Source organism: Sphaerospermopsis sp. FACHB-1194 (assembly GCF_014696235.1).
GTDB classification, from domain to species: Bacteria; Cyanobacteriota; Cyanobacteriia; order Cyanobacteriales; family Nostocaceae; genus Sphaerospermopsis; species Sphaerospermopsis kisseleviana.
In genome coordinates, this window is sequence record NZ_JACJPU010000053.1 from 16,934 (window position 1) to 34,748 (window position 17,815).

Genomic DNA, 17,815 nt, shown 5'->3' on the forward strand with positions numbered 1-17,815 from the left:
ATTTTCAGCTTTTATCTAGTAGATATACCAAGAAGATAAAAAACTTTGTTTTTAGAACAAATTTGAAAATAACCATTTTGCTCAATTCAAAGGGGAATTGAAATTTGTCAGAAAATCGTAAATTTTCGGTTTTATTTAAGTAAGTCGGCATGAAAAAAACAAGTTATGTAACAAAATGTAAAATGCCTAAAAACCTCATCCCTCCTGCCTTCTGCCTCCTGCCTTGCCACAACGATAAATTTCAACGCCTACCTACTTATACATAAATCTTTAGTTAAAAAAAATAAACACCGTTGGTTATTTCGTAAAAAATAATTATAAAATCTGACCTAGTATTACTTTCCAACAGCAATAAACACTACTAGGTTATTTACCATGAAGAATTGGCAACAACGATTTTTGCTAGGCTTATTATGTTGTGTTTTCTTATTATTCGGATGGTCACAGCGGGCTTTAGCTGCAAATAATAGTACACAAATACTAAATGTACAATTAGCCCAAGCAGAATTACCTGTCAATGTTTATGAGTATCTATTGCAATATCAACCAGAAACTTATCATGTTTTGAGCAAGACATTAGCAGATGCTGTTGAAGATGCAAAACAGCCGTTAGCAGATGAAGTAGTGAGTGATCTGTGGGCATTATCTCCCAGTAACCCTAGAATTAAATGGAGAGAAAATAATGGCAAAATTGAATATTTAATGTCAACTTGGAGATATGTGAGTAACCCCAGTGTAGATTGGCCAATAGGTGCAAAAAAACAACTGGCTTATCAAACATGGTTTACAGCAGTACCACAAGTTAAAGAATTTTGCCAGCAATATCAAGCCATAGATGCCAATATTCCTGATAAAATTGAACTTTCACTAAGGTTACAGCAATATTTGGGATTGATTTTAAACAAATATTCTAGCAAAACCCATTTTGTGGAAATGTGGGTAAAAGCAGAAGATTTAATCAGACCATGTATTGATCCAGAAATTGACGATGCTAGTTGTAATGTTTTACCTTTACCAGTACCAGATAGCAGTCCTGTAATTAAGACAATATACACCAATTCTTTCAGCAATGCGAAAAAAGAATATTATCCTTGGTCTGGTTTAGGTTATACCTATGATTGGGGAAATCCACAAAAACCCCATGTAGGTCCTAGTGAATTTATTATTAACCCCACACCAGAAAAACCTGTTGAGGTGGAAGTGGTTTCTGTAACCCCAACTCAGGAATATTGTCAACAGGATTATATTTCATCTAATCAGTCTTTGAATTAGTTGAATTAAATTTAACCTCAAACTTTTGGGTAACAAATAAGGGTGAAAGGGTAAGGAGTAATAACACCTTTACTCTTTACCCTTTCTGAGATGAGGTCAACATTCCTTATTAAGGGGGGAGATCAATAAAGGTCTCCCTTTAAAACCTGGTAATTTATGAGGTATGGGTCATTAAATCTACATGGTAAAATTCGATATATAAAACTTGAAATGTGACTACAAATGTTGGCATTTGTATGAAAAAATAATCACTGACTGCAAACACTATAAAAAGGCAGAATCTTAATCAAAAAACCCTAAATTTAAACCAGTCTCAGGACAGATGAGGACTAATTTAAATCGCTTTAAATTAGCAGACAAGAAGCAAAGGGCGTGACGATGGGTGCAGCTGCCCCAATCACCAAAATAAAAAACACAGAGTAACAAGCATAGTGTTTACTCTGTGTTTATCTGTTTATCAGTTGAAAATTGACAATTGATAATTTTTTATTAAAGGTTTAAAACCTTCCCTTTCCAGGGGAAAAAGCCAAAAATTCCGTTTTTTTCTCCTCTGACTCCTAAATGATTATGAATTATTTTCATCTCGTCGTTGTTCATAATCTTCAGAGGATTTCGGATCTAGTTCCCAACGTGCATTATCACGATGTTTTAAAATATCGTTGGTGCGAAGAAAAGCATAATCATTCATTTCTAAACCTACTGCTGTTTCTAATTCCTCCGTTACATTTTTTTCAGGAGTAGCAACAGTACCACCCACAGCTTCATCTCCTACCGTATCTTGCCAATAACTATCAACTTCATCACCTGCAATAGGGTATTCAGCAGGAAATTCAGGACTGTTTTCTGTATACTCTTGTCTATTTTCCCACAGCGATCGCTCACCAATATTATATCCCGGTAAGTTTTTTACGCCTGTACCATAGGATTCAGTAATTCCCTGTGGCAAATCATCAGTTTTATTTTCCTGTTTTTTTCGTTTTTTTGTCATGATAATAGCTACTTGCTGCAATAACAAAGATTTAGAAATTGTAATTTCATGAACCTTATCTGCATCTGTTTATTTTCACTCTTTGTATTTCAATATTTTAGCTACATGGCTGATGGCTGAGGGCTGAATGCTTAACGTTTTTATTATAACTTTTTTATTATAACTTTTTTATTATAACTTTTCACCAAATATATTTATCTAACTAAAGATTTATAACTTTAGTTATAAAAAATATATCCCTTGAGAACGAAGTGAAGCAATCTATGAAGTATTAATCTAGTAGGTGGTAAATCATTAGCAATTATAACTAGCAATTAGTTTAGTAAGGTAATTGGTAAGAAATTATTTTCAGATTTTCAGATTTAATAAATAGAGGAGATTAAAAAATGGAATATACAGAGTTTATTACCCATGTACAAAGTCTAGCTCAATCAAATTCCCGTGAAGAAGCAGAAGTTGCTACTCGTGCGACATTAGAAACAGTGAGAGAACTGATTCCTAAAGATGAAGCACAAGAATTAGCTGCACAAATACCACCAGAATTAGGTAAATATTTACGTGGCAGAGAAACAGAAGCTAGTCAATCTTTTCATCTGCAAGAGTTTATTGAGCGTGCTAGTCAGAAAGAAAATATAGAACCAACTACAGCAGCAATGCACGTGCGGGCAGTTTTTGCGGTTTTACAAAATGCGGTAACTCCAGAGAAATTCAAGAAATTTCATGCTTATTTTACCCATGATTATGAGGAATTATTTGCCACTTCATCAACAAGTGAAATGCCAGCATAACGAAGGCAAGAGGTCTATTTTACAGGGATTTAGCTTAGACACTGCTCCAAAAACTTTGAACGAAGTCCGGTTTTAGACCAGATTGTTGCTATAACAATCAATTACAGTTCGAGATGGCTGGCTCAAATCACTGAAACTGAATAAGTGTAAAAAATCAATTTATTTGATAATTAGCCAGGGGAAGAAAACCAATGATCAACAATAATCATCATTCTAGTCAGAAAAAAGTTGCTATTCTCGTTGAACAAGAAGTAGAAGATTTAGAATTTATAATTCCTTGTCACGCACTCAAACAAGCGGGAATGGATGTAGTAGTTTTGGGTTCAAGGATGAATGAAAAATATAAGGGTAAAAGGGGAAAACTGAGCGTACAAGCTGATGGAACAACAACAGAAGCTATAGTTGATGAATTTGCAGCAGTGGTTATTCCTGGGGGTATGGCTCCTGATAAAATGCGGCGTAATTGTCACACAGTTTGCTTTGTGCGGGAAGCCATGAAGCAAGGTAAATTAATAGCCGCAATATGTCATGGACCACAGGTTTTAATTGAAGGTGATTTACTCAAAGGTAAACAAGTAACTGGGTTTACTGCTATTCGTAAAGATATCAGTAATGCAGGAGCAAATTATATAGATGAGCCTGTAGTTGTGGATGGTAATTTGATTACATCTCGTGAACCTGGAGACTTGGCAATTTTTACAACGGCACTTTTAAAACGTTTAGGTTATGGTGGTAAAGATGCTAATTTGCCTGATGAAAAAGACACAAGTGCAGAATGGTGGAAGTTAGCTGATGCTTGGGGTGGTTCAACCAAGAATGAAATTGTTAAAGGTTTAAATATTGCTTTAGGTGGAGAACGTTATTCTTTAGAAGCTCTAGAAAAGTATCTAGAAAAAGAATCTGAACAGGAGGTAAAAAACCTGTTTCAAGAAATGATAATTAATAAGCAACGTCACATTCAAAAACTGGAAACTTATCTGCATAGATTACATGAAAAACCATCTTTTGGCGCTAATGTTGCTAATCAATATGCTAAGGTAAAATCTGCATTGACTGGTAGTGATGATATCTATCAAATTCGTTGTGCATTGGGTGATGTACAAACAGGTATTGGTGATGTTAGCCATTTGTCGGCAATGTATACTGACCCAGTAGCAACGGCAATTTTTAAAGAAATTTACAATGATTTAGGTAAATATGAACAGCGATTAGTTGAACTATATCGTTCACGAATTGCTGCTGGTATTAAGCCTCCTAAACCTACTTCTAGTGCTGCTGTGGTGTAAGCATTTATTATTCAGGAAAACCCTATGAGCAAGGATAATTATGAATCGTCTTTTTAAGAGTTTTCAACGTCTAATTTTACGTCTGCTAGTAATTTCTTTTGTAGTATTTGCCTTTTTTGGCTTCCAAGCTTTTAGCTCTAGTAATGCTATGCTATTAGCACAAGCTGATACCGTGACAACTCCAGAAGGTACTTATTATAAAGGTACTCCTGATCAAGAAGCAATCAGAAATGAGCAGCCGCTAGAAAATACTCAAAGACAACTTCAAGAAACTGCTGATAATATTAGAGAAAAACTCAATCTTGATGAACCTATTCCTGAATCTACCAGACAGTTTTTAGAAGATGTACGCACAAATATTGACAAAAGTTTAGAGCCAATTACTGGTGATAAACCAGGTTATTATCAAGAGAATATACCACCAGAAAGAATGTTGAGAGACAAGAGATAAGGAAGGTAGGAGGCAGTTTTTGTAATGGGAAATTATCAATTGACAATTGACAATTGACAATTGACAATTGATAACTGTTTCATTCAAGGTTTAAAACCTCCCTTTTTAAGGATAAAAAAGCCAAAAATTCCGCTAATAACTTGTTAATAAGGATCATAAATTATATGAGTGACACAAGTGTTAAAAAAGTAGATTCTGCTTATTCTCCCACAGGTAAACTTGGTCAAAAGTATCTAGCATCGGGAAAAACTGTTTCGATGCGACTATGGGAAAATGAAGAACCAGGTGAGGAAAAAGTACCAACTCAACGGGAATATGAAACTGTTGGTTATGTAATTGATGGACAAGCAGAATTAGATATTTTTGGTCAGACAATTTTACTAGAAAAAGGTAGTTCTTGGGTTGTACCAAAAGGTGCAATTCATTCTTATAGAATTCTGCAACCATTTACAGCAGTTGAAGCGACGAGTCCCCCGGCTCAAATTCATGCTAGGGATGAAAATTAAATATAAAAGATAAAAATATCAAAGGTGTAGGATGTAGATCCCCGACTTCTGTAAAAGGTTGGGGATTTATTTTTGCAGATTATTGATATTTTTGTTGTTTTGTTGTAATATCATTTCTGAAAATTTACCAAGATATCTATAATTTATTGTTTTCATCATGTTGAATTTAACTAAAGTTAAACCTCCTGATATTAATGCTATCGTTAACTTTACTCTTCCACTTACCGCTGAAGAACGCACCCGTAGCCGTCACAAATTTACATTAACAGATGGAAAGGAGGTTTTTCTGCGTTTACCGAGAGGTACAGTTTTACATAATGATGATCTTCTCACTGATGAAAATCAAAACAATTTCATCAGAATTATTGCTAAACCTGAACCTGTTTTGACTGTGGTTGCACACACACCTTTACTCTTATTAAGAGCAGCTTATCATTTGGGTAATCGTCATGTACCTGTGGAAATTACTCCTAATTATTTACGCTTATCTCCCGATTCAGTTTTACGCACGATGTTAGAAAAGTTAGGGTTAGAAATTAAGGAAGAAGTTGTACCTTTTCAACCAGAATTAGGCGCTTATGGAGGATCTTATGGACACCATCACTCTAACTCATAGTCATTTTTTATCTATTTTACAGTTAGCTAGTCCGGCTTTACCTGTGGGAGCTTATAGCTATTCTGAAGGTTTGGAAATGTTGGTAGAAAATAGTACTATTAATAGCAGTAATAGCTTAAAAAATTGGTTAGAAGCTGAGTTGAATTATGGGTCAATTCGCATAGATGGCGCTGTGATGATTAGAGGTTTAGAAGCTGCAAAAATGGGAAATTTAGCAGATTTAAAACGATGGAATTTGTGGTTATCTGCGGTGAGAGATACAGAAGAATTACGCGCTGGTAGTTGGCAAATGGGGCGATCGCTCATCCAATTATTAAGTAAACTTGCACCAGAAACTTTACCATTAGCTACCGCAGTGGGTTATCCTTGCAATTATGCGATCGCCTTTGGTATTGCTTGCGCTCATTGGCAAATTAACACTGATGCGGCATTATTAGCATATCTGCATAGTTGGGCAAATAATTTAATTACTGCTGGAGTCAAACTCATTCCCCTTGGTCAAACTGCTGGACAAGAATTATTATTAGAGTTGCAAACATTATTAAATATTACAATGTCAGAAATTCTCACCTTAGAAGATGATAATCTAGTTTGTTGTAGTTGGGGTTTATCCCTAGCTAGTATGCAGCATGAAACCCAATATACTAGATTATTTAGAAGCTAGGGAACAGGGAACAGGGAACAGGGAACAGGGAACAGTAAGAGAAGATAGGTAATAATTTTACTAATTACCAATTACCAATCACCAATCACCAATTACTTATGAATGCTTTTCGAGTAGGAGTAGCAGGACCTGTAGGTTCTGGAAAAACAGCTTTAGTAGATGCTTTGTGTAAAGCACTGCGAGAAAAATATAAATTAGCGGTTGTTACCAATGATATTTATACTCAAGAAGATGCACAATTTTTAGTACGTTCTCAAGCATTGGAGAGCGATCGCATTTTAGGAGTAGAAACAGGAGGTTGTCCCCATACTGCTATTCGTGAAGATGCTTCCATGAATTTAGCTGCAATTGAACAACTAGAAGAAAAATTTATAGATTTAGATTTAGTTTTTTTAGAAAGTGGTGGTGATAATTTAGCCGCTACCTTTAGTCCCGAATTAGTTGATTTAACAATATATGTCATAGACGTTGCTGCTGGGGATAAAATTCCCCGCAAAGGTGGTCCAGGTATCACTAAATCAGATTTATTAGTCATTAATAAAATTGATCTTGCACCATTCGTTGGAGCAGATTTAAACGTCATGGAAAGAGATGCAAAAAAAATGCGTGGAGGTAAACCCTTTATTTTCACTAACTTAAAAACCAAAATCGGTTTAGCGGATGTGATTCAATTCATTACCACACAAATCTGCTAAATTTGGAAATTTTATATTTTTTTTACTTTTAGATCCCCAACTTCTTAAAAAAGTCGGGGATCTGAGTATGATAGGTATTTTTGTAATATAAATTTATATTTTTTTATATTTTGCTGCACTCTAGTCGTTTGTAAATAAACAATGCTATGATATCCGTCAAATCACCAATAATACATAGATGTTTCCTAGAACGTCGATTCAGTAATGCTAGGTAATCTGTTTTTACCTTGTAGGGGCGAAGCATTCGGGTGATAACCTATCGCTGAAACCAGTTCATATTCTGTCCGAATGCTATGCCTCCGGCACGCTACGCGAACGCCCTTACGATTAATGAATTGGTGTTCTAGAACATCTGAATATTGGTCAACATATTGCTCAAAATTGTGGATGAGGACTTAGTGATGACAGTGAATTATTCCAAAGCAGTGAAAATGGCAGTGTGCTGTCAAGAAATTTATCAAGACTTCTCTAAAATAGCCTTTAGCGGCTGGACTGAAAAACCAATTCTGATTAGCGACAAAACCACTGATACTCAATTGGCAATTTTAGCAGATTCCTCAGCAGTAACTATAGTTTTTCGTGGTACTGAATCAAGAATGGACTGGCGATATAACTTCGATACTGGCAAGATAGGTATTGATGAAGAAAAGGAAAATAGAGAATTTGATGAGAAAATAATTCAACAACAAATTGTTGCTAAAACCGAGCAAACTTACCCATATAAAAAAGGTAAGAACTCTGGATCACTCATGCATTCTGGTTTTAGCAATGCTTACCTTTCCGTTAGAGATCACATTCATCAATATATCAAAGATAATCAGACTGCTAATATCATTGTCACAGGCCATAGTTTAGGAGGAGCATTAGCAACCTTATGTGGTGTAGATATTGAATATAATTTTCACCCTCAATTATCTTCCTTAGAAGTCTATACATTTGGCTCGCCCAAAGTAGGCAATAAGGAATTTTCTCAATCTTATAATCAGAGAGTTCCTAACACTTATCGCTTTATTTATGGCATGGATATAGTACCAGCATTACCCAGGTGGTGGCAAGGAAGATATAGTCATGTAGGTCAACAATTACGACTAGGACCTTGGTTTAGTTTCAACTTCATTTCTGCACGAGTGAAAGATCATGATATCCGCAATTATATTAGGTTGCTGGAAAAAACACTCTGAAAACTCAAAATAACCTGTTATCAATTGACAATTGACAATTGACAATTGACAATTGATAATTGTTTATTCAGCCATCAGCATCTGCAAAAATGACTCACCACATTTTAAAAGCTACGAAAGAAACTGTACATTTAGGTGGCTTTTCTCACCTCTTAAAACCAGCATTATTTGTTGATTCCCATGACACAATAGACATAGAAACATATACAGGTTATTACGTTTACGACAAAGCTCCTTCAGAATTTCTTACACCAGAATTTATTGATATCTGTGAAAATTTACCACCAGAACAAAAAATAGCACCAGGACCCCATTTACTCACCGGACCAATTTACATCAATAATGCACAACCAGGGGATATTTTAGAAGTACAATTAAAGTCAATTTCACCGCGTTTACCTGTTGGTTTTAACGCTATTCGTGCAGGTTGGGGAGCATTACCACAGCAGTTTACAGAAGCTGCATTAAGATTTATTCCCCTCGATTTAAAAAATAATTTTGCCGAATTTCCACCCGGTTCAAATATTAAAATTCCTCTCACACCTTTTTTTGGCATTTTAGGAGTTGCTACCCCAGAAAATAACCGTAATTCTATACCTCCAGGTGCTTATGGAGGAAATATTGATAACCGTCAATTACAAGCAGGTGCAAAATTATTTTTACCTATATATGTTCCTGGTGCATTATTTTCCATTGGTGATGGACATTCTGCACAAGGAGATGGTGAGGTAAATGTAACTGCTATTGAAACATCTATGAATGGCAGAATTAAACTCATATTACGTAAAGATTTACAACTGACAACACCCATAGCAGAAACTCCTACAGATTTCATCACAATGGGTTTTGCAGAAACATTAGATGATGCTTTGGAATTGGCGTTAAAAAATATGATTGATTTTCTAGAACGTTTTGCCAATTTATCACCAGAAGATGCTTATGTTTTATGCAGTTTAGCAGTAAATTTTCATATTACTCAAGTGGTGAATAGTCCACAAAAAGGGGTTCATGGAATGTTATCTAAATCTATTTTACCAAAGCTCAGGTTATAGGTGAATATTCAATAATTGATAATTGACAATGAACAATTGACAATTACCCCTCCATTGAAGGGAGAGGATTGAAAAAGCTTATTTTTTATTTTTCCCGTTGAAAGGAGAGGTTTTAAACCGTATGGCTAACGCCACGCTACGCTATCGGCTGACGCTCACGGCGGAAGCCTTTAATGAAACAATTGTCAATTTTCAATTGAAAATTTTACTCTATTTGTTCCAAAAAGTTAATTTTTTTATACAGTTGTTTTAAAGATAATTGAAGGTTAATTGATGCAAGTTTTAAAATAGCATCTTCTGTTTCATACTCTGTCAAAATCCATTGATTTTCATTATTTTTGACATATTGCATTACATAATGTTTATGTTGATCAATCAAAATATATTCTTTAAATTCGGGAATTGAACGATAATAAAGAAATTTATCACCCCGATCATAGTCTTTTGTAGATTGAGATAGGACTTCGGCAATTAATAAAGGATTGGTAACAATTGTGGTGTTTGTACTATAATAAATAGGTTCACCTTCTATGACCATGACATCAGGATAAGTAAATTCTCGATAACGTTGTATCCACAGTTTTACATCTCCAATATAAATTTCATAGTCTAAATCATTTAATGCTAAATTCAGGCTAGTAGCTAAATTTAATGCTAGTTTATTATGATTTGTTGTTCTGCCTGTCATGGGTATAATTTCTCCATCTCTATATTCATTTTTGTACTCTGATTTTTCTTCCAGTTCTAAATATTCTTCTGGGGTATAGTAGGCTTTAACTGTTTTGATTTCTTGGATAGTTGTTTGTAGTTTCATAGAATTAGTATACTCCCTATTCTTTGATTAAAATAATTCGGCTATGGAAAATTGTCTTTGTTTATCTAATTCTTGTATTCGTCTTTTTTCAGCAATAGCATTATCATAATATGATTTATTTTTTTCTGGTTCTATTTGTGGATCAACTTTTTCCCACAGTTCCATAAAATGACGATAGCGTTTTTCCCTCAAAACTATTTCCATACAAGCTAAGGTTGCTTGTACAACTTGGGGAGTACGCAGTATTTCTTGCTTGTTTTTTTCATTCAAATGAAATACATGAGATACTATTTTTAAATCTTCTTCTAATTCTAAATACCGATTTTGTAAGTTAGAAATTAAGTCTACTTCTTCTAATGGAAATTCTAAACTTTTTTGCCACAAAAACCGATGATGAGAAAGGCTAAATTCTAAATTTCTTTCTTCTAATTCCTCAAATATAATTTGACGTTGTTCAGGACAATGGAGAAAAATTCGTAATAATAACGCCTCTGCTTGTTCTAATAAACTGCGTTCAGTGGTTACTAGAGATAGCTTTGGCGTTTTTGACTCTGGTTTGCGTAAACGCAAAGGTGGAGTTTGCACACTAGCAGGTGCAATTTGAGTTAGTAGGTTCTCAACTCGTAGGGGTATAAGTCTAGCGTCCCCTAAGCTGAGTATTTCTGCACAGTAGGAAATATAGTAATTAAGTGTATCACTATTAACGATTTTCTGCAAGATTTTAACCATTTCTTTTGTAACGATTTGAAAATTGGTAGCTTGTTTTAAATCTCTATCTTTAATAATTTCCTCAATTTGCCAATTTAACCACAGTGGTGCATTTGTTAATAGTTGCTGATATTCTGCTGCTGTATGAGTTTGCAAATATTCATCCGCATCTTTACCGTCGGGAATGTTGAGAATTTTTAACTGTACTTCCCCTTTATATGCTAAGGTGGCAATTTCACCAATTGCTCTTTCTGCGGCATTAATTCCAGCGTTATCTGCATCAAAATTAAGTATTAATTGTTTGGAATCTGAGTAACGCAATAATAGCCGCACTTGTTCTATACTTAATGCTGTACCCAGGGATGCAACGACGTTATTAATTCCTGCTGCATGAAGGGCGATCGCATCAAAATATCCCTCTACTACTACCCCTTGATCTGATTTAGAAATACCATCTTTAGCTTGATCTAAAGCAAATAAAGTTTTACCTTTACTAAATAATTCTGTTTCTGGGGAATTTAAATATTTTGGTTGTTCATCTGTTAAAGTTCTGCCACCAAAAGCAATTACTCTTCCTTGAACATCGTGGATAGGAATCATTAATCTATCCCGAAATACATCATAATAACCTCCCCCTTCTTTTCTAGGTTTAATTAAACCAGCTTTTTCTACCAACTGCACAGGATAATTTTTATTTTCCACCAAATAACGATGTAAAGTTTCCCAACCAGGGGGAGCATAACCTAAACCAAATTGTTGAATTGTTTCTATTTTTAATTGCCGATTTTCCTGTAAATATTGCATCGCTTTTTGACCCAAATTTTGTCTTAAAGCGTGTTGATAAAATTGGGCTGTAGATGCTAAAATCTCATATAATTGCTCACGTAAAGATATTTGACGTTGTAATTCTTGTCTTTGTTCAGGTGCTAAGGTTTTGACAGGAACTTGATAACGTTTTGCTAAATCTAGAACTACTTCTGCAAAATGTCGTTTATTCAAATCCATGACAAACTTAATGGCATTACCCGCAGCTTGACAACCAAAACAATAATACATTTGCTTGCTTGGACTCACTGTAAAACTAGGGGTTTTCTCGTCATGGAAAGGACATAACCCGACAAAATCTTTGCCTCGTCTACGTAAAACTACATAATCTGAGACAACATCAACAATATCAGCCCGGTGTTTAACTTCTTCTATTGTATCTGGATGTAAACGGGGGATTTGCATTTTTGGGTGATTGGTGATTGATGATTAGGGAAAAATCAAAACTCCTGACTCCTGCCTTATTATAATTCTTGATCCCAAACCCAAAATAATCGTTAAAATTGCTTCATGCTGGAGCTTAACAATGGGAATCATTAAAGATGGGACGTATTTTTATTTCGGCCGCGCATGGAGGTAGGGAAGCTGGCGGTATTGATCCTGGTGCGATCGCAGGTGGTACAACTGAAGCTAAGGAAATGATTCTGTTACGGGATTTAATTGTAACAGAACTGCGGGCGCGTACTGTGGAAGTTTTAGCTGTGCCTGATGATTTAAGTGCTGCCCAAACTATCACCTGGATTAACTCTCGCGCTCGTTCCACTGATGTGGCTGTAGAAATTCAAGCTGATGCTGCTAGTAGTCCTACTGTTAGGGGTGCTAGTGTTTACCACATTGCCAGCAACAATCAACGCAAGCAAAATGCAGAAACGTTACTCATGGGATTGTTGCGCCGTGTACCTCAATTACCTAATCGCGGAGTCAGACCAGATACAGACAGTGGCTTAGGTAGTTTGCAGTTTTGTCGCCGCACTACTTTACCGGCTTTAGTCATGCAAGTAGGGTTTCTCAGCAGTCCAGACGATCGCAATTTATTACAAACTCGTCGTCGTGATTTTGCATTAGGAATTGTAGATGGATTAACAGCTTGGAGTCGAGGAGTTGATTCAAATCCGGGAACTCCTGTAGAACCAAATTATCCACCAATCAATATTAACATCAATGGGCAAAATTATCCAGAACAAGGAGTATTAATTAATGGTAATTCCTATATTCCCATTGACTTAGTAGATCGGTTGCGAATTGATTTATCAAAATCACCTAATATTAACCGTGTAACCTATCGCCGTGTAGTTTATATCAAAGCTATCGAACTGCGAGATTTTAATATTTCTATTAGTTGGGATAGTGCAACTAAAACTCTTAAACTCCGTTCCATTTTAACAATTTGTCCGGCACACATTGAGCAAATTATTTCTAATGGAAATACCACAGAAGTACAGCTACAAATATTTTTGCGGAATAACAATGAAAACGCTCTAGTGCAGTTTCCTGACATTCCTAAACTTTATCGGGAAGAAGCGATCATTGAAGGCGTAAATCATGATCTTGCCTTTTGTCAAATGTGTTTAGAAACTGGCTTTTTACGTTTTGGAGGAGACATTAAACCTCAACAAAATAACTTTGCTGGTTTAGGAGCAATAGGTGGTGGTTCAGAAGCAGCATCTTTTCCTAGTGCCAGAATAGGAGTAAGAGCGCATATTCAACATTTAAAAGCCTATGCTAGTTTAGAACCTTTGGTACAACAAGAAGTAGATCCTCGCTTTAGATTTGTGACTAGGGGTGTCGCTCCTTCTGTAGATCAACTATCAGGAAGATGGTCCGCAGATTTAGATTATGGAACTAAAATTAAAGCTTTGTTTAAAAGACTTTATGAATCAGCAGGATTGATTTAATTAGCAGGAGGCAGGAGGTTTTTCGGTTTCTTTCTACTAATACCCAGATCCCTAGCTTCTTGAAGAAGTCGGGGATCTATCGAAAAAAAGATTTTTATCAATAAAGGGGGGTATATTATCAACATTATTGAGAATGAAGTCAATAATTTAAGGATTTTTGGGGATTTCAGGGATGGGGGTTGACGACGAATTACCACATCTAAATTAACCCTAATTTTATTCAGGGATAAAAGTAAGTCGGCACGAAAAAACCAAGCAAGTACAAAAATGTAAAATTGCTAAAAACCTCTTCCCTCCTGCCTCCTGCCTTGCCATAACGACAATTTTTAACGCATACCTACTAAGTAGCAATATTTACTATTGTGATGCTATGGAAATTAAACCAAAGGTAGCCACCAAATGCAAGTATAGCAAGTATAATTTATGTCGCAAATATCTAGTTATTATTTAAGTGATTTTGTCACTGATATACAATTTAAAATACAATGAGTGAAAAATTAGCTAAAGTTACTAAAATTTTAGCTAAAGTTACTAAAATTAACGATATTCAATATTGACATTGCGTCAAATGTGCTTATTATTATATTCATGACCTATGCAACTGGCACATTCGTAGGGTGCATCAGATATCAAAAATCTGTTTATTTACATGATTTATGCCGTCTAGCACATCTTGCAAAAGTTTCTATGGTGTAATACTTGCATAAGTCATAATAGATAAAAATAGCGTGCTTGTTACATCGATCTAAGGTTCTAATAGTACGGGATAACACGGGCTATTTTTAGCTAATTCTTGCGTATTAATGAATGCACGAACTTGTCTTAATATTCACCAATCATTGAATAAGAACAATGATTTTATCGCGTCTGACTAGGGCGCGAAATTCTACTGAGGGATAGCCGCTCCCATGCTCTCATTTCTCATTGAAGTAGAAACTCAAGTCTAGTTTTGTCTAGGTTGTATACAACGGTTCACCATCCAACAAACACCAAAAGGAATTTTATGGCTTTCACTCGCAGAAATGTATGGGCAAAGAATGGAGATTTCGATGATCCCGTGTTGTACTGGTATGCTAGGGGTGTTAGAGTCCTCAGAGCTAGGACAATTTCAGAGCCTACAAGCTGGGAATTTTTGGCTGCACTTCATGGTTTTGACCCCGTAATATGGCACGTTGAAGGCTTCCTGACCTTGGGTGAAAAGTTACCACCTTATTGGGTACAAAGCCTTTACTGGAAACAATGTCAGCATGGAAGCTGGTACTTCTTACCTTGGCATCGTGGCCATTTGCTGTCATTTGAAACAATAGTGCGTGAAGCTATTAAACAGGAAATGATAGAAGACGAAAAGAAAGGTATCAAAGTTAATTACCATTGGACAGATTGGGCTTTACCTTACTGGAACCCCGCAGATCCAAAAGATGATTATCGTGCAACACAAATACCACCAGCATTTACCAATGAGTATATGCCGGATGGGTCTGAAAATCCCCTTTATATCAAACAACGGGACGGAGATCTAGTCACACTGCCACAAGAAATTGCTAAAGGAACACCAGGGGCAAAGCAAAAGTACGAACTTATACAAAGAAACTTGCTAAGCCTAAAACAGGCATTGACTCAACCCAGTTTTATAGGAACATCTAACTCTTCAACTGGTTTTGGTGGGTTAAAAACCAGTTTTAGCCATGACCCTGTAGCCTTTGGTCAAATAGAAAGCAATCCACATAACAACATTCATGGTCTTGTTGGTGGACTGATGGGTGACGGAGTCACCGCCGGTCTTGACCCTCTATTTTGGTCGCATCATGCCAATATTGACCGCCTGTGGGAAGTTTGGCTCAAAAGTGATCCGGAGCATAAAAACCCATATAAGAAGGAGCCACTACCAGATACACCAGAAAACAAAGCGGACAACCACACAATAAAACTGTTAAACCAAACGCAAGAACAGTGGCTCGACGGTCCGGGTGAACGTGGCTTTATGGTACCTTTGACATCTGGACAAGTCTGGGAGTTCAAACCAAAGGATGTTGTCAATACCTTGGCACTGAAAGTAGATTACCAGTATGATCTCAGTTATCAATATGATGACATTTCAAATCCCCTCAAAGATATCCCTACCACGCCTGCCGGAACAAAATCCGAACTGCTTGGTGCTAGTACCACCAGCACAGGATTAAAAGAAGCAAATAGAACTTCGATAGAGATTCCAATAGGAGAACCTGCTACAGGAGAAGGCGTAAAATACTCCTCAGAGCATAGGTTTTTCCTGCATCTGGTGAACATCACCAGCAACAAGGATGGTAGGATCATTAACGTGTTTGTTAATCTTCCTAAAGGCGCTTCAGGTTATGATTATCCTGATCTGTATGCGGGTAGTATCTCCTTTTTTGGTGTGCGCCAAGCATCCGCAGGTGGGGGACTAGGAGTTACCGAAGTTTTTGAAATTACCGATATCCTTGCTAGACTTCGATTTGGCGGATGGGAAGGAACTAAGAACCTTAAAGTTACTTTCATCCCACTAAATGAAGATAATCCAGCCGATGATATGAACGTGGAGCAAGTACTCCTGTATCGTGAGACGTGTGCAGTCAAGTAATGAGAATCACATTAAGTAGATACATATCATTTATTAGCGAGCCTCCTCTACCGACGCTGCTGAAAGTTTCCCTGATTGCTTGGGGGGTGATGTTGCTACCAGGAGAACTTCATCAGGTAATGTCAGGACGGATGATTGCTGTCTCAGTTCATGGGCATGGACAGATGATTCACTCACTAGATGATATGCTCTCTTTCCACTCCCTGGCAGTGATCGTATTGTATTGGTTGGTGATGTTGGTTGCTATGATGTCTCCTGCGTTAGCCCAACCAATCCGTCACCTTTGGGGACGTAGCTTAATCCGGCGGCGTTGGATTGCTATTGTTTTGTTTCTTTTTGGCTATATCAGTATCTGGACTCTGGCAGGTCTGATATTAATGCCTGTTGCAGCTTTGCTGAGGTTTTTTGTGGGCGAGGGATGGTTTGGCGCTTCTGGTGTTGCCTTGCTATTAGCCATTTTTTGGCAGTCTAGCCCGTGGAAACAGTCCTGCTTGAACCACTGCCACTGGACTCCTGGCCTTTCACCTTTTGGACTGGCTGCTAATTTAGATTGTTGGCGCTATGGGATGGTTAACGGCCTTTGGTGTGTAGGAAATTGTTGGGCTTTAATGCTCTTACCTCTAACTGTCCTACAAACACACCTGATTATTATGGCTGTGGTAACTTTAATACTAATGTTTGACCGATACCGTCCCGTTCGTCCTATAAAATGGCGGATTCCCTTTGAGGAAGAAATCCTGTACAAGCTGTCACAACTTATTTGTGACTATCAACTATGGCGTAGAAAGAAATTGACGATTGATTAACTCATTGTGTAGTTAATGCAAAAATGTAGAGATGTTATATAGAACGTCTCTAGAATAGACCACTGGTAACATAAGATGTAGGGACAATTCATGAATTGTCCCTACATCTTTTTCGGAGATGTCTTATAGACATCTCCAGAAATTACATAAGTGGTTTCCAGAATTTATCAAGGTTTTATCTTTATTCAGCAAGCCCTAATTACGAATTATATACTTCTTCCATTTTCTTAGCTGTTCTGTAGTCTGGTATCGGGTGTCCAAGCTTGCATATTGTCAGAATCAGGATATCCAGGATTTAAGGATTTTCAGGATGTGATTGATAAATTGGTAGTGGGGTTAGTAGCTAGTTACTGTTTTCTTAACCAATACTAACAAATACTCACATTTACTGAAAATTTCCTGTCATCTTTTGCTTTGTGACAGAATTACAGTAAAATCACTGTATGCTACTAGGATTCAAAACCCAACTCAAAGTTAACAAGCAACAACGACTACTACTGGCGCAACACGCAAGAGTAGCCAGACACGCTTGGAATCAAGGTTTAGCACTGTGTCAACAGGTATTATTACATAACAAACTGCAACCAGAAGAAAAAATCAAATTTCCCACAGCCATAGATTTACACAAATGGTTAGTAGCAGCCATTAAATCTACCCATCCTTGGTATT

At 36.6% G+C, this 17,815-nt stretch carries 17 protein-coding genes; 14 read left to right on the plus strand and 3 right to left on the minus strand.

The annotated features are described in order from the left end of the window. Positions 1–375 precede the first annotated feature (375 nt). Entirely contained in the window at positions 376–1,272 is an 897-nt protein-coding gene (locus H6F45_RS22475) for a hypothetical protein (RefSeq protein WP_190348428.1), read from the plus strand. A gap of 565 nt (positions 1,273–1,837) precedes the next feature. On the opposite strand, the gene H6F45_RS22480 is transcribed toward H6F45_RS22475, so the two are convergent. Continuing rightward, a complete protein-coding gene (locus H6F45_RS22480) occupies positions 1,838–2,260 on the minus strand; it encodes a DUF6335 family protein (protein WP_137668991.1) in 423 nt (140 codons plus the stop codon). 386 nt (positions 2,261–2,646) lie between these two features. Between H6F45_RS22480 and H6F45_RS22485 the strand changes: the two genes are divergently transcribed. The 9 genes from H6F45_RS22485 (at position 2,647) to H6F45_RS22525 (ending at position 9,499) form a co-directional block, all read left to right on the plus strand. Beyond that, positions 2,647–3,048, plus strand: a complete 402-nt coding sequence (locus H6F45_RS22485) for a DUF2267 domain-containing protein (protein WP_096572398.1) — start codon at positions 2,647–2,649, stop codon at positions 3,046–3,048. Positions 3,049–3,239: 191 nt separating this feature from the next. After that, positions 3,240–4,334 carry a DJ-1/PfpI/YhbO family deglycase/protease gene (locus H6F45_RS22490; protein WP_190348429.1) on the plus strand — a complete coding sequence of 365 codons (1,095 nt, stop codon included), beginning with the start codon at positions 3,240–3,242 and terminating at the stop codon, positions 4,332–4,334. Positions 4,335–4,374: 40 nt separating this feature from the next. Continuing rightward, positions 4,375–4,785 carry a hypothetical protein gene (locus tag H6F45_RS22495; RefSeq protein WP_096572396.1) on the plus strand — a complete coding sequence of 137 codons (411 nt, stop codon included), beginning with the start codon at positions 4,375–4,377 and terminating at the stop codon, positions 4,783–4,785. 164 nt (positions 4,786–4,949) lie between these two features. Continuing rightward, positions 4,950–5,291 carry a cupin domain-containing protein gene (locus H6F45_RS22500; protein WP_187038786.1) on the plus strand — a complete coding sequence of 114 codons (342 nt, stop codon included), beginning with the start codon at positions 4,950–4,952 and terminating at the stop codon, positions 5,289–5,291. A 157-nt stretch (positions 5,292–5,448) separates the two neighbouring features. After that, complete coding sequence (ureE, locus tag H6F45_RS22505; protein ID WP_190348430.1) at positions 5,449–5,907, plus strand: urease accessory protein UreE; 459 nt, start codon at positions 5,449–5,451, stop codon at positions 5,905–5,907. Further along, positions 5,882–6,571, plus strand: a complete 690-nt coding sequence (locus H6F45_RS22510) for an urease accessory protein UreF (RefSeq protein ID WP_190348431.1) — start codon at positions 5,882–5,884, stop codon at positions 6,569–6,571. The genes ureE and H6F45_RS22510 overlap by 26 nt, the downstream gene beginning before the upstream one ends. A 98-nt stretch (positions 6,572–6,669) precedes the next feature. Continuing rightward, positions 6,670–7,266 (plus strand): urease accessory protein UreG, encoded by a 597-nt coding sequence (gene ureG, locus H6F45_RS22515; RefSeq protein ID WP_190348432.1) that lies wholly within the window; start codon positions 6,670–6,672, stop codon positions 7,264–7,266. A 401-nt stretch (positions 7,267–7,667) separates the two neighbouring features. Further along, complete coding sequence (locus tag H6F45_RS22520; RefSeq protein ID WP_096572391.1) at positions 7,668–8,447, plus strand: lipase family protein; 780 nt, start codon at positions 7,668–7,670, stop codon at positions 8,445–8,447. Positions 8,448–8,536: 89 nt separating this feature from the next. Then, positions 8,537–9,499, plus strand: a complete 963-nt coding sequence (locus H6F45_RS22525; protein WP_190348433.1) for an acetamidase/formamidase family protein — start codon at positions 8,537–8,539, stop codon at positions 9,497–9,499. 205 nt (positions 9,500–9,704) lie between these two features. Here H6F45_RS22525 and H6F45_RS22530 read toward each other — a convergent pair whose 3' ends face one another. After that, on the minus strand, positions 9,705–10,313 hold the full coding sequence (locus tag H6F45_RS22530; RefSeq protein WP_137666117.1) for a Uma2 family endonuclease: 609 nt from the start codon (positions 10,311–10,313) through the stop codon (positions 9,705–9,707). A 27-nt stretch (positions 10,314–10,340) separates the two neighbouring features. After that, positions 10,341–12,251: a DNA primase gene (dnaG, locus tag H6F45_RS22535; protein WP_096572388.1), complete on the minus strand. Its 1,911-nt coding sequence runs from the start codon at positions 12,249–12,251 to the stop codon at positions 10,341–10,343. Positions 12,252–12,388: 137 nt separating this feature from the next. On the opposite strand from dnaG, the gene H6F45_RS22540 reads away from it, so the two are divergent. The 4 genes from H6F45_RS22540 to H6F45_RS22555 form a co-directional block, all read left to right on the plus strand. Continuing rightward, positions 12,389–13,741, plus strand: coding sequence for an N-acetylmuramoyl-L-alanine amidase (locus H6F45_RS22540; protein WP_190348434.1), 1,353 nt, complete (start codon positions 12,389–12,391; stop codon positions 13,739–13,741). Between the two features lie 1,003 nt (positions 13,742–14,744). Next, positions 14,745–16,340: a tyrosinase family protein gene (locus H6F45_RS22545; RefSeq protein WP_190348435.1), complete on the plus strand. Its 1,596-nt coding sequence runs from the start codon at positions 14,745–14,747 to the stop codon at positions 16,338–16,340. Then, positions 16,340–17,146, plus strand: a complete 807-nt coding sequence (locus H6F45_RS22550; protein ID WP_190348436.1) for a DUF2182 domain-containing protein — start codon at positions 16,340–16,342, stop codon at positions 17,144–17,146. Before H6F45_RS22545 ends, H6F45_RS22550 begins: the two co-directional genes overlap by 1 nt. Before the next feature lie 443 nt (positions 17,147–17,589). Further along, on the plus strand, positions 17,590–17,815 hold a 226-nt coding region (locus H6F45_RS22555; protein ID WP_190346125.1), incomplete at its 3' end, for a helix-turn-helix domain-containing protein.